The sequence below is a fragment of the Sphingosinicella flava genome (genome assembly GCF_016025255.1).
In the GTDB taxonomy this organism is placed as follows: Bacteria; Pseudomonadota; Alphaproteobacteria; order Sphingomonadales; family Sphingomonadaceae; genus Allosphingosinicella; species Allosphingosinicella flava.
The window spans coordinates 683,653-705,296 of record NZ_CP065592.1; the positions used below are offsets into that span (position 1 = coordinate 683,653).

The 21,644-nt window shown below is 63.4% G+C and carries 19 protein-coding genes and 1 tRNA gene; 8 read left to right on the top strand and 12 right to left on the bottom strand.

What is annotated here, in order from left to right:
* Positions 1-41: 41 nt before the first annotated feature.
* The 5 genes from dusB (at position 42) to hflX (ending at position 6,653) form a co-directional block, all read left to right on the top strand.
* A complete protein-coding gene (dusB, locus tag IC614_RS03610; RefSeq protein ID WP_200972403.1) occupies positions 42-1,040 on the top strand; it encodes a tRNA dihydrouridine synthase DusB in 999 nt (332 codons plus the stop codon).
* A 110-nt stretch (positions 1,041-1,150) separates the two neighbouring features.
* Positions 1,151-3,364 carry a sensor histidine kinase gene (locus IC614_RS03615; protein ID WP_200972404.1) on the top strand — a complete coding sequence of 738 codons (2,214 nt, stop codon included), beginning with the start codon at positions 1,151-1,153 and terminating at the stop codon, positions 3,362-3,364.
* On the top strand, positions 3,364-4,752 hold the full coding sequence (ntrX, locus tag IC614_RS03620) for a nitrogen assimilation response regulator NtrX (RefSeq protein ID WP_200972405.1): 1,389 nt from the start codon (positions 3,364-3,366) through the stop codon (positions 4,750-4,752). Before IC614_RS03615 ends, ntrX begins: the two co-directional genes overlap by 1 nt.
* A gap of 103 nt (positions 4,753-4,855) precedes the next feature.
* Positions 4,856-5,344, top strand: a complete 489-nt coding sequence (gene hfq / locus IC614_RS03625; protein ID WP_200972406.1) for an RNA chaperone Hfq — start codon at positions 4,856-4,858, stop codon at positions 5,342-5,344.
* Between the two features lie 4 nt (positions 5,345-5,348).
* On the top strand, positions 5,349-6,653 hold the full coding sequence (hflX, locus tag IC614_RS03630) for a GTPase HflX (protein ID WP_200973079.1): 1,305 nt from the start codon (positions 5,349-5,351) through the stop codon (positions 6,651-6,653).
* Here hflX and mazG read toward each other — a convergent pair whose 3' ends face one another.
* The 9 genes from mazG to IC614_RS03675 form a co-directional block, all read right to left on the bottom strand.
* Positions 6,654-7,418 (bottom strand): nucleoside triphosphate pyrophosphohydrolase, encoded by a 765-nt coding sequence (gene mazG / locus IC614_RS03635; protein ID WP_200972408.1) that lies wholly within the window; start codon positions 7,416-7,418, stop codon positions 6,654-6,656.
* A gap of 125 nt (positions 7,419-7,543) precedes the next feature.
* Positions 7,544-8,134, bottom strand: coding sequence for a retropepsin-like aspartic protease family protein (locus IC614_RS03640; protein WP_226372715.1), 591 nt, complete (start codon positions 8,132-8,134; stop codon positions 7,544-7,546).
* The gene (locus IC614_RS03645; protein ID WP_200972410.1) at positions 8,131-8,898 is read right to left on the bottom strand and encodes an MBL fold metallo-hydrolase; all 768 of its coding nucleotides are present in this window, start codon (positions 8,896-8,898) and stop codon (positions 8,131-8,133) included. The genes IC614_RS03640 and IC614_RS03645 overlap by 4 nt, the downstream gene beginning before the upstream one ends.
* Positions 8,895-9,671: a TatD family hydrolase gene (locus IC614_RS03650; RefSeq protein WP_200972412.1), complete on the bottom strand. Its 777-nt coding sequence runs from the start codon at positions 9,669-9,671 to the stop codon at positions 8,895-8,897. Before IC614_RS03650 ends, IC614_RS03645 begins: the two co-directional genes overlap by 4 nt.
* A 119-nt stretch (positions 9,672-9,790) precedes the next feature.
* Positions 9,791-11,356, bottom strand: a complete 1,566-nt coding sequence (gene metG / locus IC614_RS03655) for a methionine--tRNA ligase (RefSeq protein WP_200972414.1) — start codon at positions 11,354-11,356, stop codon at positions 9,791-9,793.
* The gene (locus IC614_RS03660; RefSeq protein WP_200972415.1) at positions 11,349-12,332 is read right to left on the bottom strand and encodes a DNA polymerase III subunit delta'; all 984 of its coding nucleotides are present in this window, start codon (positions 12,330-12,332) and stop codon (positions 11,349-11,351) included. Before IC614_RS03660 ends, metG begins: the two co-directional genes overlap by 8 nt.
* Positions 12,333-12,447: 115 nt before the next feature.
* Positions 12,448-13,077, bottom strand: a complete 630-nt coding sequence (gene tmk, locus IC614_RS03665; RefSeq protein WP_200972416.1) for a dTMP kinase — start codon at positions 13,075-13,077, stop codon at positions 12,448-12,450.
* Between the two features lies 1 nt (position 13,078).
* The gene (locus IC614_RS03670) at positions 13,079-14,248 is read right to left on the bottom strand and encodes a D-alanyl-D-alanine carboxypeptidase family protein (RefSeq protein WP_200972417.1); all 1,170 of its coding nucleotides are present in this window, start codon (positions 14,246-14,248) and stop codon (positions 13,079-13,081) included.
* Positions 14,249-14,325: 77 nt separating this feature from the next.
* Positions 14,326-15,387: a lytic murein transglycosylase gene (locus IC614_RS03675; RefSeq protein ID WP_200972418.1), complete on the bottom strand. Its 1,062-nt coding sequence runs from the start codon at positions 15,385-15,387 to the stop codon at positions 14,326-14,328.
* 112 nt (positions 15,388-15,499) lie between these two features.
* Here IC614_RS03675 and IC614_RS03680 point away from each other — a divergent pair.
* Together IC614_RS03680 and IC614_RS03685 are read left to right on the top strand one after the other, a co-directional pair.
* Positions 15,500-15,589 (top strand) — tRNA-Ser (locus IC614_RS03680).
* An 81-nt stretch (positions 15,590-15,670) separates the two neighbouring features.
* Positions 15,671-16,822 (top strand): cytochrome-c peroxidase, encoded by a 1,152-nt coding sequence (locus IC614_RS03685; RefSeq protein WP_207791152.1) that lies wholly within the window; start codon positions 15,671-15,673, stop codon positions 16,820-16,822.
* Positions 16,823-16,827: 5 nt separating this feature from the next.
* Here the strand turns inward: IC614_RS03685 and IC614_RS03690 are convergent, their stop codons facing one another.
* Positions 16,828-18,198, bottom strand: coding sequence for a hypothetical protein (locus IC614_RS03690; RefSeq protein ID WP_200972420.1), 1,371 nt, complete (start codon positions 18,196-18,198; stop codon positions 16,828-16,830).
* Between the two features lie 142 nt (positions 18,199-18,340).
* Here IC614_RS03690 and IC614_RS03695 point away from each other — a divergent pair, with 142 nt between their 5' ends.
* Positions 18,341-18,484 carry a hypothetical protein gene (locus IC614_RS03695; protein ID WP_200972421.1) on the top strand — a complete coding sequence of 48 codons (144 nt, stop codon included), beginning with the start codon at positions 18,341-18,343 and terminating at the stop codon, positions 18,482-18,484.
* 65 nt (positions 18,485-18,549) lie between these two features.
* Here IC614_RS03695 and IC614_RS03700 read toward each other — a convergent pair whose 3' ends face one another.
* A complete protein-coding gene (locus IC614_RS03700) occupies positions 18,550-19,281 on the bottom strand; it encodes a TorF family putative porin (protein ID WP_200972423.1) in 732 nt (243 codons plus the stop codon).
* Positions 19,278-21,446 carry a putative bifunctional diguanylate cyclase/phosphodiesterase gene (locus tag IC614_RS03705; protein ID WP_226372717.1) on the bottom strand — a complete coding sequence of 723 codons (2,169 nt, stop codon included), beginning with the start codon at positions 21,444-21,446 and terminating at the stop codon, positions 19,278-19,280. Before IC614_RS03705 ends, IC614_RS03700 begins: the two co-directional genes overlap by 4 nt.
* Between the last annotated feature and the right edge of the window lie 198 nt (positions 21,447-21,644).

Here is a 21,644-nt window from a genome sequence, read left to right on the forward strand (position 1 = left end):
CCCGCCAGAGCGAATAAGGGTAAGGGCCGCAGCCGCTTATTATGCCCCGCCTTTCGCCCATCTCCATCGGCCCGGTCCGGATCGACGCGCCTGTTATTCTGGCGCCGATGACGGGCGTCACCGATCGCCCTTTTCGGAAGGCGGTGAAGCAATATGGCGCGGGCCTGACCGTCACGGAAATGATCGCCAGCCAGGCGATGATTCGCGAAACGCGCCAGTCGCTGCAGAAAGCCGCCTGGGATCCGGTGGAAGATCCGGTGTCGATGCAGCTTGCCGGATGCTCTCCGGTCGAGATGGCCGAAGCCGCCAAGTTGAATGAGGATCGCGGGGCTGCGATCATCGACATCAACATGGGTTGTCCGGTGAAGAAGGTGGTGAACGGCGACGCCGGTTCCGCTCTGATGCGCGATCTGAAGCTCGCTGCTTCCATTATCGATGCCACGGTGAAGGCGGTAAAGGTGCCTGTTACGCTCAAAATGCGCATGGGCTGGTGCCATGATAGCCTCAACGCGCCGGAACTCGCCCGGATCGCCGAGGATCTGGGCGTGAAGATGATCACCGTCCACGGTCGTACCCGCAACCAGATGTACAAGGGTTTGGCCGATTGGGCCTTCATCCGCAAGGTGAAGAACGCCGTTTCCCTACCCGTGATCGCCAATGGCGACATCAATTCCATTGACGATGCCGAAGCCGCGCTCGCGCAATCGGGTGCCGACGGCGTGATGATCGGGCGCGGTGCTTATGGGAAGCCCTGGCTTTTGGGGCAGGTCATGCACTGGCTGGAAACCGGCGAGCGCAGGGCCGATCCGTCGATCGATGAACAATATGCTGTGATCATTCGGCAATATGACGCCATGCTGGAACTCTATGGCGCGCAAACCGGCGCCAATGTCGCCCGCAAGCATATCGGCTGGTACACGCGCGGCCTTCATGGCTCGGCGGAATTCCGCAATGCTTTCAATAAGGAAGCAGACCCCAAAGTCGCAAAAGCGATGCTTCGCGATTTCTACGCTCCCTGGTTGACGAAGGCCGCCGCCTGAGCCCAAGCGCCGGCTTTCAGCGCCGAAACGATACAGTCGCTGAAAAAGACTGTGTTCTTTCTGCCACAAGGTCGTGCTAGGCAGAAAGCGTGAATGCGGAATCACCGATCATGACCGATTCCAGGCCCCGGTGGCAGCGGCGTATCGCCGTCTTCTATCGGCGCACGCGATTGGTGCCGATTTTCGAAATCCTAACCTTGGTCGCATTGGTCGCGATGCTGGCCGTCACTTATTTCGTGACGAGTGGCGGCGCTTCGGACGACTTGCTGTCTCCACCGTTGGTCGCATCCCTCCTGGTCGCGAATCTCGTTCCAGCCACGGCGCTGATGGTGCTGGTGGCGCGCCGGCTCGCAAAGGGCAGGGCGGCCCGCTCGCCGGTTGGCGGCCGCGGCCGGTTGCACGTCCGGCTTGTCGCGCTCTTCTCCGTGATCGCCACGGTTCCGACCCTGATGGTCGTGATCTTCGCCTCGCTCCTTTTCCAAAGCGGATTTCAATTCTGGTTTTCGGACAAGGCGCGAACGATCCTCGAAAATGCGGACAATGTCGCGCAGGTCTATTCTGCGGAGAACAAAGATCGCATCTTCCGTGACGTGCAGGCGGCGTCGGGTGATGTCGTGGGCGCCATCAATCAATATGGCCTGGATACCGTCGAGTTCGGGGATTACCTTCTTTATCAGGCCGTTGTCCGGGATTTGTCCGAGATGGCGGTCGTCACGGTGTCCAGTGCCGGCGAGCTGCAGTTGAGGGCGTTCGTCAACCTCGATGACCGTCCGCTGGAACGGCGCATACCGCCGGAAACCCTTTCCCAACTTCGCAAGGGCGGGGTTCGTGTCGTCAACAATGACGTGGGCGACCGGGTGGAAGCGGTGGTGCGGCTCGATCCCGAACAGGAAGTCTATCTTTATATCTCTCGCTTCGTGAACCAGAAAGCGATCAAGCAGATCGACGAGGCCCGTTCCGCGGCCAGTGATTACCAGGAGACATTGGCGCGGTCCCGTACCTTGCAGGTCCGCTTCAACATCCTGCTGTTCCTGATTTCCCTGCTGATCGTTGCCTTGACGATCTGGATCGCTCTCGCTCTTGCCGACAGGCTGGTCCGGCCGGTCGGGCAATTGGTCAATGCGGCGCGAAGGGTTGCGGGCGGCGATCTGTCGACCCGCGTCCCATCCGACGCCGCCGGAGACGAACTCGGAACGCTCGGTAACGCCTTCAACCGCATGACGCGGCGCCTGGAGGAGCAGACACGCGACCTGGTGTCGGCGAACAGTCAATTGGAAAGCCGCCGGGCGCTCATCGAAGCGGTGTTGTCGGGCGTGACCGCAGGCGTCATCTCGGTCGATACGGACCGCAAGGTGCGGCTTATCAACAGCTCGGCCGAGGCATTGTTGAAGGCCCCCGTGGGCGCCGCGGTCGGCCAGCGGCTCTCGGAATTGGCGCCCGAGCTCGACGCGCAGCTTGACAGCGAGCATCGTGAGGACATCGTCCAGCTCGCTTCCGGCGGGGAGCTGCGTACGCTGGCTGTAAAGCGCGTCCGGGTCGAAGGCGGCCATGTCATCACTTTCGACGACATTACCGAACAATTGCTCGACCAGCGCCGCGCCGCCTGGTCCGACGTTGCCCGGCGCATCGCTCATGAGATCAAGAATCCGCTCACCCCAATCCAGCTCGCCGCCGAACGTTTGCAGCGGCGCTATGGCTCGGAAGTGACGTCGGATGACGGTACGTTCGAGCGCCTGACCAGCACCATTGTTCGTCAGGTGAGCGACCTGCGCCGCATGGTTGACGAATTCTCATCCTTCGCCCGCATGCCGAAGCCCGTCTTTCATGCGGAACCGGTTGCCGACATTGCTCGCCATGCGCTGTTCCTGCACGAAGTCGCGCATCCCGACATCGACTTCGCCTTCCATGCTCCGGACCCGTCTCCAATCCTCGTCTGCGACCGCCGTCAGCTTGGTCAGGCCCTTACGAATATCGTGAAGAATGGCGTGGAAGCCATTCAACAGAAACGGGAAGATGGAGACACCAGCGCACAGAGTGTCGCCATGACGATCAGTGAAATTGCGGGGCAGCTGCACATCGTCGTGGAAGATAGCGGCGTCGGCCTCCCAACCGAACGCAGCACGATTACCGAGCCTTATGTCACCACGCGCGTCAAGGGCACAGGGCTGGGGCTCGCGATCGTTAAGAAGATCGTCGAGGAGCATTACGGCAGCATCGAATTCGAGGATGTGGATACGGGCGGCACGCGTGTCCGGTTGGTCTTCGATATGGCTACCTTGGCCGGTATGAATACGGTACATTCAGAAGAAGCGGTAAATAACTAATGGCATTGGATATTCTTGTTGTCGACGACGAACGGGACATCCGTGAGCTTGTCGCGGGCGTCTTGGAGGATGAAGGCTATACGACCCGCGGCGCAGCCAGCAGCAGCGAAGCGCTGGCAGCCCTGGCCGAACGGCGCCCCTCGCTCGTCCTGCTGGATGTCTGGCTGCATGGGTCGAAGCTGGATGGCCTTCAGCTCCTCGAGGAGATCAAGCGCCGTGACCCGAGCCTGCCGGTGCTGATGATTTCGGGGCATGGCAATCTCGACACAGCCGTCGCCGCCATCCGTCAGGGCGCCGCGGATTTCATCGAGAAGCCGTTCGAGGCGGGTCACCTGCTGCATCTCGTCGCCCGCGCCACTGAAACCGATCGCTTGCGCCGCGAAAACCAGGAACTGCGCGCCCAGATCGGGCAGGAAACCGAGCTCACCGGATCGAGCGTTGCGATCAACACGGTTCGCGCCACGCTGAAGCGTGTAGCTCCCACGGGAAGCCGGGTACTCATCACCGGGCCGGCCGGGGTAGGGAAGGAGGTCGCGGCGCGACTGCTCCACAATTGGAGCATGCGGGCGCAAGGGCCGTTCGTCGTCGTCAGCGCCGCGCGCATGACTCCAGAACGCGTAGAAGAGGAGCTGTTCGGTGTCGAGGAGGGTGGTGAGCTGGCTCGACCCGGCCTGCTCGAACAGGCCCATGGCGGCACGCTGTTTCTCGATGAAATCGCCGATATGCCGCTGCCGGCTCAGGCGAAGATCCTGCGCGTCCTGACGGATCAGAGCTTCACGCGGGTCGGCGGCCAGCGCGTCGTAAAAGTCGACATGCGTGTCGTTTCTTCCACCGCGCGTCAGCTGTCGGACGAAATTGCGGAAGGCCGCTTCCGCGAGGATCTCTTCTATCGGCTGAACGTGGTGCCGGTTCATTTGCCCGCTCTGGCCGAGCGGCGTGAGGATATTCCGGAGCTCGTCAACCATTTCGTCGCCCGCTACGCGGCCGATCAGCGTTTGAAGACGCCCACCGTATCCGATGACGCCATGGCGGCGCTCCAGGCTTATGACTGGCCCGGCAACGTCCGGCAGATCCGCAACGTCGTCGAGCGTACGATCATCCTGGCACCCGGTGCACGGATCGGCCGCATCGAAATCGATATGCTGCCGCCGGAAATCATCAGCGAACAGGCCCAGCTCAACCCCAATGAAGCGGTGAAGGCGATCATGGGCACGCCGCTGAGAGAAGCGCGCGAGACGTTCGAACGCGAATATCTGCGTATCCAGATCCGGCGTTTTTCGGGCAATATTTCCCGCACCGCCGTGTTCATCGGCATGGAGCGCTCGGCACTACACCGGAAATTGAAGGCGCTCGGCATTTCAGACGGTAAGACCGAAACTTCGGAATAGCCGCATGAAGCGGCTTGAAAGCCGCGCCTGATTTTATCATTTACGACACGCGCGCACCTCCCCGGCGCACCGTTTAGCACTGGCCCCGATAAGGAGAACAAAAGTGGCCGATAAGCCCAACAATTTGCAGGATATGTTTCTGAACAGCCTGCGCCGCTCGAAAACGCCTGTAACGATGTTCCTCGTCAAGGGCGTGAAATTGCAGGGGATCATCACCTGGTTCGACAATTTTTCGGTTTTGCTGCGCCGCGATGGGCAGGCCCAGCTCGTCTACAAACATGCCATTTCCACCATCATGCCTTCGCAGCCGATGGAGTTGGAAGAGATTACGCGTCCCTTCATTGAGAACGCGGCGACGAAGCGGCCGACCCAGCTTCAGGAAGTGTTCCTGGGCGCGATCCGCGCCGCGGACGAACCAGTGACGATGTTCCTGGTGAACGGCGTCATGCTTCAAGGGCAGATCGCGGCTTTCGACCTGTTCTGCCTGCTCCTCCAGCGCGAGGGCATGGCACAGCTTGTCTACAAGCATGCCATCTCGACGGTTCAGCCCGAAAATCCAGTCAGCCTGATGCAGGCCGAAACGCAGGAGTAAGCGCCTGAGCGTCTTCAACCGCGACGAATCTGCCGACGTTGCCCGCGGCGCCCGTGCCATCGTCGCCCTGCCTGAAATGGGCGGGGAGGGGCGGCGCGACACCGATGCGCGTTTGGCTGAGGCGGCAGGGCTGGCTGAGGCGATTGGCATCGATGTCATCGAAAAACTGGCCTTCCGTATCCGTGGGGCAAAACCCGCCACCTTGTTCGGTTCGGGCCAGGTGGAGACGATCGCTCAGTCTGCTCGCATGCACGAAGCGGAGCTTGTCATCATCGATGGCGCAGTAACTCCGATCCAGCAGAAGAATCTGGAAAAAGCGATCAATGCCAAGATCATCGACAGGACCGGCTTAATCCTCGAAATCTTCGGGGAACGGGCCGCGACGGCGGAAGGGCGCTTGCAAGTCGAGCTTGCCCATCTCGATTATCAAGCGGGCCGCCTCGTCCGATCCTGGACCCACCTCGAACGCCAGCGCGGTGGCTTCGGCTTTCTTGGCGGACCGGGTGAAACCCAAATCGAAGCCGACCGCCGCCAAATCCGCGATCGCATGGCGAAGCTCCGCAAGGAACTGGAGCAGGTGACGCGCACCCGCACCCTTCATCGCGCCCGCCGCCAGCGCGCGCCTTGGCCGATCATTGCCCTTGTTGGTTATACGAACGCCGGGAAATCGACCCTTTTCAACCGTTTGACCCGCGCTGACGTGATGGCGGAGAATTTGCTCTTCGCGACGCTCGATCCCACGATGCGGGAGATTGGCCTTCCGGGGATCGACAAGACGATCCTGTCCGACACCGTGGGCTTCATTTCCGACCTTCCGACTCAGCTCGTCGCCGCCTTCCGTGCAACCTTGGAGGAGGTGATTTCGGCCGACCTCATCATCCACGTCCGCGACATTTCCCATCCTGACAGCGAAGCGCAGCGGCAGGATGTCGAGGATGTTCTAGAGGAAATCGGCGCGGCGGGAGAGGAGGGGGCTCCGATCCTGGAAGCCTGGAACAAGATCGACAGCCTCGATGAGCAGGAAGCGTCGCGGGTTCGCGAAGAAGCCCGGCGCCGTGAAAATATCGTGGCGATTTCAGCGCTTACTGGAGAAGGCCTGGACGATCTCTTGACGCTCGGCGCCGAGCGCCTGCGGGAGGGGGCATCGGTATATGACATCACTTTGCCCGTATCCGCCGGCGAAGCGATCGCTTGGCTCCACGCCAATGGCGAGGTGTTGAACCAAGTGCATGAGAATCTGGACGTCGGACTGAGCGTTCGCCTGTCCGGCGCGAATTGGGCCCGGTTTCAGGCCAATTACGCCCAGTAATCAGCTAGCCGCCTTCGCCTTCTGCCAAAGGGCTTCGAGCCGATCGATATTAAGGCCTGACAACGGCTTCTCTGCCATATCTTCCACTTTGCGGAAGCGCCGTTCAAAGCGTGCCGTGGCGTCCCGCAATGCAGCTTCGGGATCGATACCGAGATGGCGAGCATAGTTGACCACCGAAAAGAGCAGATCCCCGACCTCGGCAATTCTTTCATCAGCCGTTCCAGCGGCTTCGATTTCAGCCAGTTCCTCATCGATCTTGGCGCGCGGGCCGCTAGCGTCAGGCCAGTCGAAACCGACCCGCGCGGCGCGGCGCTGGATCTTCTCGGCGCGTTTCAGAGCCGGGAGCGCAAGCGCGACGCCAGCCAGCGCACTTTTATCGTCATGACCGCCGCGCTCTTCGGCCTTCAAGGCTTCCCAACCGGGACTTTCCGCCGCATTGCCAAAGACATGCGGGTGGCGGCGGATCATCTTGTCACAGATGCCGACGATCACGTCATCCAGCGTGAAAGTGCCAGCTTCTTCGGCGATACGCGCATGGTAGACGACCTGGAGCTGGAGATCGCCGAGTTCGTCCTTGAGCGCGGCCATGTCGCGGCGATCGATGGCATCGGCGACTTCGTAGGCTTCCTCAAGCGTATAAGGCGCGATGGTTTCAAACGTCTGTTCGCGGTCCCATGCGCAGCCAGCTTCCGGATCGCGCAATCGCGCCATAATTCGTACAAGTTCCGGCAGGGAAGTTCCCCGTAATTCGTCCAATTCGTTCATTCTTTAAGTCCGATAATATACATTATGTTAAATGCTGATGTTTGAGGCAGCTGGTGTGATTACGATGGCGATGCGATGGCGATGGCGGTGCGATGGTGGTCGGGTGTGCCATGAGTTTTCGTCCGTCATGGCCGGAGGACGAGCCAGGTGCCTTCGACGCCCCAGCTGGACAGGCTCGACAGGAAGTTCATGCCGAGGACGTTGGTGTCGCCGAAGGTTTCGGAGACATGGACCGGAAAGTCCTCGCGGACGATCTCGCCGATCTGGAGGCGTTTGACGCGGGCGCGGTCGGCGGTGACGGTGCCGTTGGCGGTTTCGACGGCGACCGGGAAGCCGCCGGACAGCTCGACACCAGCCTGGGCGGCCGTGACGCTGTTGAGGCTGGTGATCGTGGCGCCGCTGTCGACCAGGAAGCGGACCGGCTGACCGTTGAGGCGCCCCTCGATCCAATAATGGCCGTCGTCGGCGCGCGGGATGCGGAGCTCCTTGCCCTGCTGGACCGCGCCGCCATTCCACTCGGCGCTCAACCGATTGCCGAACGAGCGGAAATCGTCGCGAAGCGTGAAGGCCGCGAAGGCGATGAAGAAGATGATGAGCCAACCCAAAGCCATTTTGAGGCCGCTCCGCATCGGGATCTGGCGCGCGAACAAGGCGCTGCCGATCAGCATCAGCAGCAGCAGGATATAGACGGCGTTGGCGCTGTCGTTGGCGCTCACAAGACGATCTCCAGGCCGTCATAACCGGGCTCGACATTCGCGGGCAGGTCGCTGCGGAGGGTTTCGTAATCCATCGACTGATCCATGTGCGTGAGGATTGCGCGGCCGACTTTCAGCTCTTCGATCCAGCGGAGCGTCTGTTCGAGATGCGGATGGGTCGGGTGCGGATGACGGCGCAAGGCGTCGACGACCCAGAGGTCCGCGCCTTCATATAAATTGTGCATGTCATCGGTTAAGATGTTGAAATCCGTCGCATAGGCAATGGATTTTCCATCCAAGTCGAAGCGCAATCCGGCGGATGTGATTTCCCCATGCGGCTGGTCGACGACGCGGACGTCGACACCGCCGAGGGCCAGGCGGCTGGGGAGATCGTTCGCCGTCACGACCGGGGGATAGCCCCCCTTCCCTTCGAATGCATAAGCGAAACGGTGACGGAGCGCAGCCAGCGTATCGGGCCGGGCATAGCCTTCCACCGGGGCGCCGCAGGCGTGGAAGAGCTGGCGGAGGTCGTCGATGCCGTGGCAGTGATCGGCATGGTCGTGGGTCCAAATGACGCCCGCGACATTGTTGACCCGCGCGGCCAGCAATTGTTCGCGAAGATCGGGGCTGGTGTCGACCAGGATCGGCGGATTTCCGTCGCTTTCGACGAGGATCGAGACGCGGCTGCGGCGGTTCTTCGGATTGCCCTGATCGCAGGCGCCCCAATCATTCCCAACCCGCGGCACGCCCGAAGAGGTTCCGCAGCCCAGGATGCGGACCTTCATGCAGTCGCCTTGGCGAAAAGTTTGCGGAAGTTGGCGCTAGTGGCGCTGGATAGTTGCTCAAGCGTCTCTCCGCGCAACTCCGCGAGGAACTTTGCGGTGTCCGCGACGAAGGCGGGTTCGCACGGCTTTCCGCGATGCGGGACGGGCGCGAGGAAGGGCGAATCCGTCTCGATCAGCAGCCTGTCGAGCGGGAGCCAGCGCGCGGTGTCCTGGAGATCCCTGGCATTCTTGAAGGTGACGATGCCGGAGATGGAGATGTAGAAACCGAGCTCCAGGGCCCTGCGCGCGAAATCGGCGCTGGCGGTGAAGCAGTGGATGACGCCGGTATAGGCCCCCTTCCCCATTTCTTCGCCGAGGATCGCGGCGGTATCTTCCTCCGCCTCGCGGGTGTGGACGATAAGCGGCAGGCCGGTTTCGCGGGCGGCGGCGATGTGGTTGCGGAAGCTGGCGCGCTGCCGGTCGCGGTCGGACTTGTCGTAATAGAAATCGAGGCCGGTTTCGCCGATGCCGACGATGCGGGGATGCCGGACGCGCTCGACGAGCGTGGCGGTTTCGACGTCGGGGTGCGTGTCGGCATCGTGCGGGTGGATGCCGATTGAGGCCCAGACGTCGGGTTCGCGCTCCGCCAGGCCGACCACATCGTCCCACTCGCTGGCGCGGGTTGAGATGTTGAGCATGGTTTCGACGCCGGTCGCGCGGGCGCGGGCGAGGACGCCCTGCTGGTCTTCGACCAGGCCCTTATAATTGAGGTGGCAGTGGCTATCGATGAACATGTCAGCTCAGCCTACCCCTTCCCGTTCGCCTCGAGCGAGGTCGAGAGGCGAGTGATGGGATCGTGCCAGCGTCCCTCGACTTCGCTCGGGACGAACGAATTGGGGTGTGAGTTGTGAGGTCAGGCGTCGTCATCTACCGGCAGTTCCAGCCTTGGGAAGATGGGCGTGGGCGCGGCGAGGCGAAAACCCGAGGCGGCGAGGGCTTCGATGCCGCCGCGGTCGCCGATGACATCATGGGTGCGCTGTTCCGCCGGGATGCCCATCTGGTCGAGCAATTTCGCGGCCGAGGACGGGATGACCGGCGCGATGACGATGGCGAGGTCGCGGATCGCGACGTAGAGCGTGCCGAGCACGGCGGTCATGCGGTCGGGATCGGACTTGCGGAGTGCCCAAGGCGCCTGGGCGTCGATATATTGGTTGCAGGCAAAGACCGCCTTCAGCCACGCCTCGATACCCTGGCTCAGGGCCAGCTCGCCGAAGGCGGCGCGCATTTCGGCCGCGGCTTCCGATACTTGCCCCAAGAGCGCGTCGTCGGCGGCATCCCCCTTCCCCCCGGCCGGTACCACGCCTGCGCAATTCTTGGCGATGAAGGATAAGGTGCGCTGGGCGAGATTGCCGAAGCTGTTGGCGAGATCGGCATTGACGCGGTTGACGATGGCTTCGGCGCTGTAGCTGCCGTCCTGGCCGAAGGTTACTTCGCGCAGGAGGAAGTAGCGGAGCGGGTCGACGCCGAACGCTTCGGCAATCTCCATCGGATCGACGACATTGCCGATGGACTTCGACATCTTTTCGCCGCGATGGAGGAGGAAGCCGTGGCCGAAGACCTGTTTCGGGAGCGGCAACTTGGCGGACATCAGGAAGGCGGGCCAGTAGACCGCATGGAAACGGACGATATCCTTGCCGATGATGTGCACATCGGCTGGCCAGAACCTTTTATAAACCTCTGTTTCTTCGTCGGGAAATCCAAGACCGCTGAGATAGTTGGTGAGCGCGTCGACCCACACATACATGACGTGCTTATCGCTGCCCGGCACCTTCACGCCCCAGTCGAAGCTGGTGCGGGAGATGGACAGATCCGAAAGGCCGCCCTCGACGAAGCGCACGACTTCGTTGCGCCGGGAATCCGGGCGGATGAAATCCGGGTTCGCGGCATAATGGGCCAGCAGGCGGTCTTGATATCGGGACAGGCGGAAGAACCAGCTTTCCTCGACCGTCCATTCGACAGGCGTGCCCTGGGGCGACAGCTTTTCGCCATCCTCGCCGAGGGTCAGCTCCTTCTCGTCATAATAAGCCTCGTCGCGAACCGAATACCAGCCTTCGTAACGATCGAGATAGATGTCGCCACTCGCTTCCATCCGGCGCCATATTTCCTGCACCGATGCGTGGTGCGCGGGCTCCGTGGTGCGGATGAAGCGATCATAGGAAATGTGAAGTTTATCGTCCATTTCTTTGAAAAGAGATGACATTTCATCCGCAAGCTCTTGCGGCGATATGCCCCGGTCGCGGGCGGCCTGGGCCATTTTCAGGCCATGTTCGTCCGTGCCGGTCATGAAGAAGACGTCGCGGCCCATCTGGCGCTGGAAGCGGGCGATAACGTCCGTCGCGATGGCTTCATAAGCGTGGCCGATATGGGGGCGGCCATTGGGATAATTGATCGCCGTGGTGATGTAGAAAGGGTCAGCCATGATCCGGTTTCGGTGCGAGGGTTGCCAGCATCCCGGCAAGCTCGAACACCACGCTTTGCGGGTCGAGGGAGAGGCGCTGCGCGCTTCCCGCCAGGTCCGCCGCCCTTTCCCACAAGCCGAGCGCTTGAGCAAGCGCGGGACCGCGCCGTTCCTTGGCGACCCGCGCGATGAAGGACGGCGCGCGGGAGAGGAACGCCTCGTAGCGCGGCTGCGCGGATTTGAGCGAGAGGCTGGCGGCGAGCGCAACGCGCCGCGCGTTGACGGGATCGCCTTCGGTGGCAAGGGCGATCATGGCCGTATCGAGCGCGTCGATGTCGAGACCGCGAAACGCGACGGCCCGGCCCGGGCTTCCCTCCCCCACCGCCGCAAGCGCGTCGATTTCGATGTCGTCCGCGTCCGGGAGAACCGTGCGCAAGGCTGACGTCATGGCGTCTTTTTCCAGCGGCGAAAAGCGCATCTGTCGGCAGCGCGAGCGAATGGTGGGAAGCAAACGCTCGGGCGCGTGGCTCACCAGGAAGAAGATGCTGTTGGCGGGCGGCTCTTCCAAATTCTTGAGGAGCGCGTTGGCGGCCGGGCGTTCAAGATCGTCGATGCTGTCAACGATGACGGCGCGCCAGGGGGAAAAGGAGGCGGTCGTTCCGAACAGGCGCTGCAGGCCGCGCACCTGATCCACGGTGATGCTGCGGGCGAGTTCGCCGGCATTGTCCTTGGGGAGGCGTTCGAGGCGCATCAGATCGGGATGGCTGCCCGCTTCGACGAGCCGCGCGATGGGATGGCTGTCCGGAACATCCAGGCCGGGCGCGTCGACGGGCGGACCGGCCTTTTCCGCCAGCAGGCGAAGCACCGCCTTTTCCGCGAACAGCGCCTTGCCGATGCCTTCGGGGCCGGTGAGTAGCCAGGCGTGATGGAGGCGGCCCGTGGCGAGGCCTTTACGGAAGGCTGAGACGGCTTCGGTGTGACCGTAAAGGGGGGTCATTCTGCTTCCCCCCTCATCCCCACCCGTTCGCTTCGAGCGTAGTCGAGAAGCGCGAGTGAGGTGTTGGTGACAGCGCTTTTCGACTTCGCCCGAAGCGAACGGGATTGGGCAAACCTCACAGGAGATCCTCGATCGCCGCGAGGGTGCTCGCTGCGACTTCGTCGATCGAGCCCGATGCGTCGACGATGCGGAAACGCTCGGATTCCTCCTCCGCTAGCCCGGCGAACGTACTCGCGACTGTGGCGTGATAGGCCTCGTCCCGCGCGCCGATGCGGTCGGTGGCGCCATTGTCGCGGGCCTTGGCGCGGGCGGCGGCGGCTTCCGCCGGAAGGGTGAGGAGGATGGTGCGATCGGGCAGGAAGCCCCTGCTGCCGAAATCGTGGAGGGCGCGGATGGCGCCCTTCCCCAAACCGCCCGCGCCGCCCTGATAGGCGATCGAGCTGTCGACGAAGCGGTCGGAGAGAACCCAGGCACCGCGCGCGAGGGCGGGCTTGATGGTCTTGGCGACATGGTCGGCCCGGGCGGCAGCGAAGAGCAGGGCTTCGGCCTCCGGCGTCCACTTGTCCTCCTCGCCCTGCAGGAGGAGCGCGCGGATCGCCTCGGCGCCGGGACTGCCGCCGGGCTCGCGGGTCTCGACGACCTCCAAGCCGCGCGCGCGGAGAGCCTCGGCGAGGCGCTTCAGCTGGGTGGATTTGCCCGCCCCCTCCCCGCCTTCCAGCGTGACGAAGCGCCCCCGCGCGCTCACCTCAGGCGAAGAGGCCGGTGAGGCCCGCCCAGAGGCGGCCGAAGAAGCCCGCTTCGCCCACTGCCTTTTCGGCGACGAGCGGCATCACCTGCGGCTGGGTATCGCCGGTTTCGACGACGAGATCGGCGATGTGCTGGCCCGCCTGGATCGGCGCCTTGACCGGGCCGTTATAGACGACCTTCACGCGCATATTGCCGGTCATCAGGCCCGCGGGGAGCGTGACGGCGATGTCGCGCGGGGCGACGAGGCCCACCTCGCTTTCGTCGCCGAGCTGGACCTGAGCGGTCCCGATTTTCTCATTCCTCTTGAGCAGAGGCTGGCCCTTCCAGGCGCGGAAGCCCCAGTTCATGAACTTGACGGATTCGTCGATGCGCTGGTTGAAGCTGGTAAGGCCCGCGACGACCATGACGAGGCGGCGGCCGTTCTGGAGCGCGGAGCCGGTAAAGCCGTAGCCTGCTTCCTCGGTATGGCCGGTCTTGAGGCCGTCGGCGCCCTGGACCTTGCCGAGCAAGGGGTTGCGATTGCCCTGCGTGATCGCCTGGCCGCTGCCCATCGTCTTGCCCCAGGTGAAGCTCTCCTGTTGGTAGAAGGCCTTGTAGAGATCCGGCGTCTCCTCGATCGTCGCTTCGGCGAGACGGGCGAGGTCGCGGGCGGTGGTATAGGTAACGCCCTCGTCCGGCCAGCCGTTCGAGTTGCCGAAATTGCTGTTCGTCATGCCGAGGCGCTTGGCCTCCTGGTTCATCAGCGCCGCGAAGGCGGGCTCGGTGCCGGCGATGCATTCGGCGAGGACGACGCTGGCGTCGTTGCCGGACAGCGTGACGATGCCATGGAGGAGGTTTTGCACGCTCACCTGCTCGCCGGGCGAGAGGAACATAGTGGAGCCCGCCTGGGGGCCGTGCCATTGCTGCCAGGTTTCCGGGCGGACCTGGCACATCTGATCGAGCTTGATCTCGCCTTTCTTGATGAGATGAAAGGCGAGGTGCGTCGTCATCATTTTCGCCATGGAGGCAGGCGGGATGCGGCGGTCGGCATCCTTGGCGTAGAGGATTGCGCCGGACGAGAGATCCTTCAGGTAAGCGACGGGCGCGGGCGTATCGAAAGGCGGCGCGGCGGCGATGGCCGGAAGGGTGAGAGCCGCAGCCGAAACAGCCAATAACAGCGCCTTACGCATCGTTCTTTACACTCCTTCTTTGCCTGACCGGCCCAGAATCTACTTTCCTTAGTCTTAACGGGTAGGATTTGGTTAGGCTAGCGCTTCACGGCGTCGGCGAGGAGGCCGACCGACAAGGCGTAGAAGTTCGAACAATTATAGTCGAGGATCGTGCGGTAGTTCGTGGTGAGAAGATAGGCGGTCTTGCCGGGGCCATCGGGCTCGAGCAGACTGACCAATTCATTGTCCGCGACCGGCCAGGCGCCCGCCTGGGGCATGATGCCGCGCTGGCGCCATTCGGCGGCGGTCAGCCATTTGGTGTGGCGCTCGTGGACGCGCGGGCAACGGGGCGAGGTGAGTTCGCTCGAAAGCCCGGCGCGGCTGAAGCTCGACGGCACGTTGACCTTGAAGCCCCAGGTGAGATTGTGCTTCCACCCCGCATTGTCGAAATAATTGGCGATGGAGGCGAGCGCGTCGAGCTGGCTCGACCAGATGTTCGCGCGCCCGTCGCCGTCGCCGTCGGCGCCGAGGCGGAGGTAGACGGAGGGCAGGAATTGCGGATAGCCGGTGGCGCCCGCCCAGCTGCCCTTCAATTCGCCCCGCGAAAAGCCGCGGTCCATCATCTTCAGCGTGGCGATGAATTCGTCGGTGAACAGCTCGCGGCGCCGGCCTTCATAGGCAAGGCTGGCGAGGGAATTCAAAAGGTCGAAGTCGCCGGTGACGGCGCCATAGCTGGTTTCGTGCCCCCAGATCGCGATCATCACCGACGGGTCGACGCCATAGCGATCGCCGATGGTGCGGAGCTGGGCGAGATTGGCGCGATAACGCTGCTGGCCGCGCGCGATGAGGTTGGCGCTGACATGTTTGGCCTCATAGGGCGCGAAGGCGGGAATCGCGCTGCTCCCCGCCGTGCCGCCCGGCTGAGCGCGGTCGAGCTCTACGGTGCGCGGGCTGAACTGGAGGTTCGAGAAGACGCTCGCGATCGTCGCCTGCGACACGCCCGCCGCCTGCGCCTGTGCCCGCAATTGGGGCAGATAGGCCTGGAAACCGGCCTGGCTAAGCCCCGAGGCTTGCGCCAGCGCGGCGCCCTCCCCCGCCAGATCGCTTGCCGGAGCCGCCAAGGCCAATGCCGCGACGGCCAAAGTCCCAATGATACGCATCACACGCTCCCTCGTCTTACGCCTTTTGTGTGACACAATCGCATGGGGCGCAACAGCGGTTCCGTCGCGCCGCTTGCACGCCGGGCCGCTTCGCGACTAAGGCGAGCTCAACGGAGAGATGGCCGAGTGGTTTAAGGCAGCGGTCTTGAAAACCGCCGTGGGTGCAAGCTCACCGTGGGTTCGAATCCCACTCTCTCCGCCAGCCCTTCCGGAAACGCGGCCGCGCCAGCGGCATGGGAATCGGGACGGCAATGAGGGGGGAAGGATGATGCGCCTGGGAGGCATGGCACGATGGGCCATGATCGCGGCGGCGGCGATACTGGCGCTGGCCCTATGGCGAGGCGGCGCGGACACGATGCCGCCCGCGACCCCGAAGGCCGTCGCGGACCTCACCACCATCGATTTCGCGAACGTCGCCAATTATTCGAGGCCCGCGCTTCCCGCTTATTTCGACGGGACAGTGGCGGCGCTGGACAACAGCCCGGCGCCCAATGCCGACAACGACCGGATAGCAACGCTGGGACGCGTGCTGTTCTACGATTTGCGGCTGAGCACCAATGACAGGGCTTCCTGCGCCTCCTGCCACCAGCAGGCGCTCGGCTTCACCGATCCGATGCGGTTCAGCAACGGCATCAGCACCGCCGCCACGACCGATTTCCATGCGATGCGGCTCGGCAATCTGCGGTATTGGCAGCCCGGCTCCACCTTTTGGGACCGGCGCGCGCCGAATGTGGAGGCCCAGGCGAGCCAGCCTTTCCACAGCCTGGTCGAATTGGGCTGGGGCGGCGCGGCGGGCGGATTCGACGACCTGATCCGCAAGATGGGCGCGACGACTTATTATCCGGAGCTCTTCGCATGGGCGTTCGGCAGCCCCGAAATCACCGAGCCGCGCATCCAGCAGGCGCTCGCCACTTTCGTGCGAGCGATGATATCGAGCACGAGCCGGTGGGACGAAGGCTATGCGCGGGTTTTCTCGCCAGCCGCGCCGAACCGGGCGCTGGATGCCGACCTGCCGAATTTCAGCCCCCAGGAAAATCGCGGCCGCCATCTGTTCATGACCGGTGCCGGACAAGGCGGCGCGGGCTGCGCCTCCTGCCACATGCCGCCGACCTTCGCCCTGGCGGCGGATGCGGGCAGCAATGGCCTCGACCCCGGTGAGACACGCCTGTTCAAGGCGCCGTCGCTCCGCAGCGCGGGGCTCACCGGGCCCTATATGCATGACGGCCGTTTCGCGACCCTGTCAGAGGTGATCGACTTTTACGATCGCGGCATTCAGGACGGTCCCGCGCTCGACAAGCGCCTGCGTGAAAACGGCAAGCCGCGCCGCTTGAACCTCAATGCGGCGGACAAGGCCGCCCTCGCCGCCTTCCTGACGACGCTGAACGACCCCGCCCTCACAACCGATCCCCGCTTCAGCGATCCGTTCCGGCGGTAGAATGGCTAAGTCGCGCGGATCGCGTAGAGGGTCGCGTTGCTGATCGCGTAGACGCCGCCGTCGGCGCCCACCAAGGTGGGCGTATAGGCCTGGCCGAGGCCCGCATTGAGCCGCACGCTTTGCGACAGCGTGTTCGTCGCCAGATCCCAGCGGTACATCACGCCATCCTCGTTATTCGCGAGGACGGAACGGCGCTGCGGGTCCGTGGCCATCGTGTTGATGCACCATTCGCGCCGCGAATTGGCCGTGACCCCGTCCCGCGTCGGACCGAGGATCGTCATCACTTCGCGCATCACCTGCACATTCGCCACGATCGGGTCGGGCTGGCTCGCCCCCGGGTCCAGCACGGCCATCCGGTTGAGGCCGTCACCCGTCCCCGCCCCGACATAATTATTGTATTTCTGCGCGAGCAAATAGGCCGAGGTGCCGGTATAGGACGGCACCATCGATGCCGGAATGACGCTGGGCGACACGTCCCACCCGAAGCTGCCCGGCACGCCCACCGGATTGAGCATCGCATCGAACTGCAGCAGCCAGCCACGCGCATTGTGGGCCGGATATTGCGATTCCAGCACGCCGTAGAAAACGCGGCCGTCCGGGCCGACCACCGGCGAAGACGTGCCGTCGTCGCTGAGGCGGGCAAGGGCGTTCGTATTGGGGTCGCGCAACTCGGCCTTGGCGCGAGTCGCGAGCGTCGTGCTGTCGAGCGCGAGCAGATAGCCCCTCTGCAACGCGTTCGTCGAACCCCGGTTCACGGCGATATAAACCGTGCTGCCATCGTTCGAGAGGGCGGGCGCGCAGTTCATGACGGGCTTATGCTCAAGCCCATCGTTGGCCGCCGCGGTGGCGCCGACCCAGATGCCCGTGCCGTCGGGCGCGATCCGGGCGATGCCGCTGACGAGCCCCGCCGGATTCGCGCCGGTCACGACGAAGCCGAAGAAGATGTTGCCCTGCGCATCCGCCGTGAGCGGCGTGTTGATGAAGACGCTGTTGTTGAAGGCCGCAGGATTGGCGTTGTAGGCGGCGATGCCGTAAAAGGCCTGCGTCGCCGTCGCCGCGTTCGCCGCCTCCGCATTGTCACGGACCAGCAGCTTGCCGCCGGCGCCCGGCGCATAGAGGCGGCCCTGCTGCGTGAGAAGCAGGTTGTACGGCGGCAGCCAGTTGCGCGGCGGCGTGGCGTAATCGCTATCTGCCTGCCACAAAAGCGCGCCGGTCGTGCCGGTGCGCGCTTCGATGCGATAGCCGCCAGTCGCCCCCGTCTTCACCGGAATCACAATGACATTGCCCGTCGTCACGACCGGCGAGCCGTAATGGGTCAGCAGGGCGCCGCCCGCCGTATATTGCGGCGCGAGATCGACCGGAGCCGTCCACGCCACCCGGGTGAGATCCTGCGACGCGATCGCGCTCGCCGCGGTATGCTGCGCGTTCCGGCCATAGCCATACCATGCCGGCCCCGGCGGAGGCGGGGGTGTTGGAGGCGGCGGTGGAGGAGGTGGCGGCGGCGGCGGCGGTGGGGGCGTGGGCGAATCCCCGCCGCATGCGGCCAGCAGAGCCGATGCCGATACCATCAACAACGCCTTGCGACGGGAAACGAGCGTGAATGAAGAGGAGGCTGGAGCAGCAGAAGATTTAGTCATCGGCAAGATCATATCGTTTCGTTAAAGAAATGCACCACGATAAAATCGCTCTTTTTACCGATCCCGTGCCATTGCGTGAGAATAGGCGCTTCACAAGGCGAGGGCCAACGATGCCAGAAGAGCCGGACCAGCGAGTTGACGGCCATCCGCATTCCGGACGGACAGATCAGTGTCGATATAAGTAAGGCCAATCTTGGCCGGGCCTTGATCCATTCGAAGGCCGAGGGACCAATCGGTCTTTCCGCCATTCGCCCGGTAGTCGTAGACCCCCCGTTCATAGCCCGCTTGCGCGATCAGGGTAACGGGGGCGCCCGGCAAGGCATAATCGAGCCCGGCGCTGGCGTAGAAATTGTCGCCCCTCCTTCCGTCCTCGCCGACCAGCGCGGCCTGCCTGGGTGCGTAGTTCAGCTCCAGCCTGGGCGAGAGCGGCCCGGCCGCATAAGCGAACACCGCCGTCGCTTCGGCATAGTTGAGGCCGCTGTCGGATGGATAATCGTAATAAGAAAGCGTGAAGTCGGCCGAAAAGCCGCCTGCTATTTCAGTGTAATAGCCGATATAAGGATCGGCCTCCATTTTCGCGCCGCCCTCGGTTTCGGAAAGGGTGGAACTCCACAGGCCCGCATAGAAACCGCTGTCATGCTCCAGCGCGACATCGGCCTGGAACGCGGGCTTGCGATCCGACAGGGAAATGCCGCGAAACCGGTAGTCCGAATGGAGGGTCAGCTCGGCGCTCACCGACAGAGAGGAGGCGGGCGGCTCCCCGGAAAGCGCCGCCGCCGGTGCGGATAGCCATACCAAGAGAAATGCGAGGGCGGATTTCATGCGGCCGCCTTGATCTTCCCCCTGGGACCGCCCCTGCTTTTCAGCAATTTCGCGACATCGCCTTCGGACAAGGCCTGAGAGAAGAAGAAGCCTTGCATTTCATTGCACCCGGCTTTGGCGAGGAAGCGCCTCTGGTCGTCGGTTTCAACACCTTCGGCGGTGACGGTGAGGCCCATGGCGTGGCCGAGATTGACCACCGCCGAGACGATGGCGGCAGAATCCGCCGCGTGGCCGAGATGCTTCACGAAGCTGCGGTCGATCTTGATCTTGTCCACTTCGAACCGGCGAAGGTAGCGCAAGGAAGAATAGCCGGTGCCGAAATCGTCGAGCGCGATCTTGAGCCCAGCCGCCCGCAGCTTCCGGAGCGCGTCAATCACCATGGCATCTTCGCCCAGCAGGACGCCTTCGGTGATTTCCAGCTGAATATGTTGAGGGACGGCGCCCGTCTCGCGGACGATCGCCAGCACGCGATCGGCAAAGTCGGCCGCGCGAAACTGCACGGCGGACAGGTTCACAGCCACGTAGATTTTCGGCCAGAGAAGCGAGGCAAGGCAGGCCTGTTCCAGCACCCATTCGCCGAGGCGCCCGATGAGCCCGGTTTCTTCCGCGACGCCGATAAATTGTTCCGGGGTAATGAGCCCCCGTTCCGGATGCTGCCAGCGGATCAGCGCTTCGACGCCGACGATCCGCCGGCCCGCCACTTGAGGCTGATAGGCGACGTAGAGACCCTTTCCGGTGGCGAGGGCGGAACGCAAGTCTTCCTCGATCGAGCCGCGCATCCGGACGCTTTCGTCCATGTCGCGGGTGAAGATGCGGTAGCAATCGCGCCCTTCCCCCTTGGCGCGATAGAGGGCGATGTCTGCCTTGCGCAGCAGGTCTCCCCTCTCCGTTCCATCGGCGGGCGCCATTGCGACACCGATGCTGACGCCGACATAGACTTCGCTGCCCACGACATCGAAAGGCTTCCGCACCGCATCGAGGATTCGTTCGCAGAGCGATGCCACATTCCAGTCGCTGTCGATGCCGGATAAAACGATCCCGAATTCGTCACCGCCAAGGCGCGCGACAGTGTCATGTTCACGAAGCAATTGGGCGAGCCGGCCGGAAAATTCGCGGATGAGAGCATCGCCCGCCTGGTGGCCGAGCGTGTCGTTCACATGCTTGAACCGGTCGAGGTCGAGCAGGAGCAGCGCCACCTCCTCCCCCCGGCGCGCGCGGCCCAGGGCGATGTCGAGGCGGTCGTTGAACAAGGCGCGATTGGGCAGGCCGGTGAGCGCGTCGTGAAAAGCGAGATGCTGGGCCTGGGCCTCGCTCGCCTGCAATTCCAGCGTGCTCCTGCGGATCCGGAGGAGCAGCCAGCCCGCCAGCATCGCGATGAGCGCGAGCCCGGCGCCGAGCACGAGCAGCATGGTCGTCGCGACTTCCGCGCCGGGCGTGAAGGGCCGCCAGCAGAAATATCCGATGACCTGCCCGCTTCGCGTCCGAATGGCATGTGAGACGTAACCCGCATCCTCGGCTGGCCGCCAGCGGAATTGAGCACCGGAGAACCAGTATTCACGCTCCATTTCCTGAAGCAGGTTGCCATCGAGGTAGCGGATGCTGACATGCAGGAATTCGGCCCCTTGCCGCTGCGGCACGGCGCCCGTTTCGGACAGGATCGGCTTCACGCTGATGATGGCGGGATGTCCGTTGACGATCCCGACGTCGATCATACCGGGCGTCTGGCTGCCCGGCGCAACGGCATCGTCCCAGCCGGAACGCATCAATTCCCGGAGCCCCCCCACCATGCGCTGCGCCTGGGTCGACACGCGCGCGAAATCGTCTGGCTGCGTCCGCCGCCCCGCGCGCATGGCGTAGATGGGCATATTGCGGGCATTCAGGATGTAGGCTTCGTCATGGCCGTAATAAGTGTGGAACCAGATGCCGAGATTGTTGTCGAGCCAGTCGAGATCGGGATTGGGAGCGGTGACGTTGACGACGGCATCGTCCCAATAAGTGGATGCTTCCTGATCATGGGCGGTGGACGTCATGGCTTGATCGAGGACCAGCGAGGCGAGCTTCATCTGCCGTTCGGTCGCCAGCGCGTCCACCCTATTGGTGGAGAGGAAAAGAACGCCGCCAACCAACAGCGCGACGAGCAGCACGACCGCTGCCGTCGGAAGCATGACGTCCCTGCTGAATGGCCTCTTCTTCGGCATCCACCCCACTCTTGTTCCGTATATGACGGCATAGAGCCGGACGGCTTGAATAAGACTGCTTCCCGAACAAAGGGTAAATTCGCGCCGCATAGCCGGAAGAACGGTGGATCTGGGAAGGCGGAATTAGGGTGCTCCATTTACTCTCCCTTCCCTTCGGGCTAGGCG

What these genes read in the sequence shown, in the direction of transcription:
- IC614_RS03685 (WP_207791152.1), top strand. Translation starts at nt 15,671, where the DNA reads ATGGCACGATGGGCCATGATCGCGGCGGCGGCGATACTGGCGCTGGCC.
- metG (WP_200972414.1), bottom strand. Translation starts at nt 11,356, where the DNA reads ATGGCTGACCCTTTCTACATCACCACGGCGATCAATTATCCCAATGGC.
- ntrX (WP_200972405.1), top strand. Translation starts at nt 3,364, where the DNA reads ATGGCATTGGATATTCTTGTTGTCGACGACGAACGGGACATCCGTGAG.
- mazG (WP_200972408.1), bottom strand. Translation starts at nt 7,418, where the DNA reads ATGAACGAATTGGACGAATTACGGGGAACTTCCCTGCCGGAACTTGTA.
- IC614_RS03615 (WP_200972404.1), top strand. Translation starts at nt 1,151, where the DNA reads ATGACCGATTCCAGGCCCCGGTGGCAGCGGCGTATCGCCGTCTTCTAT.
- dusB (WP_200972403.1), top strand. Translation starts at nt 42, where the DNA reads ATGCCCCGCCTTTCGCCCATCTCCATCGGCCCGGTCCGGATCGACGCG.
- IC614_RS03645 (WP_200972410.1), bottom strand. Translation starts at nt 8,898, where the DNA reads ATGAAGGTCCGCATCCTGGGCTGCGGAACCTCTTCGGGCGTGCCGCGG.
- IC614_RS03660 (WP_200972415.1), bottom strand. Translation starts at nt 12,332, where the DNA reads ATGACCCCCCTTTACGGTCACACCGAAGCCGTCTCAGCCTTCCGTAAA.
- IC614_RS03705 (WP_226372717.1), bottom strand. Translation starts at nt 21,446, where the DNA reads ATGCTTCCGACGGCAGCGGTCGTGCTGCTCGTCGCGCTGTTGGTTGGC.
- IC614_RS03650 (WP_200972412.1), bottom strand. Translation starts at nt 9,671, where the DNA reads ATGTTCATCGATAGCCACTGCCACCTCAATTATAAGGGCCTGGTCGAA.
- IC614_RS03675 (WP_200972418.1), bottom strand. Translation starts at nt 15,387, where the DNA reads ATGCGTATCATTGGGACTTTGGCCGTCGCGGCATTGGCCTTGGCGGCT.
- IC614_RS03700 (WP_200972423.1), bottom strand. Translation starts at nt 19,281, where the DNA reads ATGAAATCCGCCCTCGCATTTCTCTTGGTATGGCTATCCGCACCGGCG.
- IC614_RS03670 (WP_200972417.1), bottom strand. Translation starts at nt 14,248, where the DNA reads ATGCGTAAGGCGCTGTTATTGGCTGTTTCGGCTGCGGCTCTCACCCTT.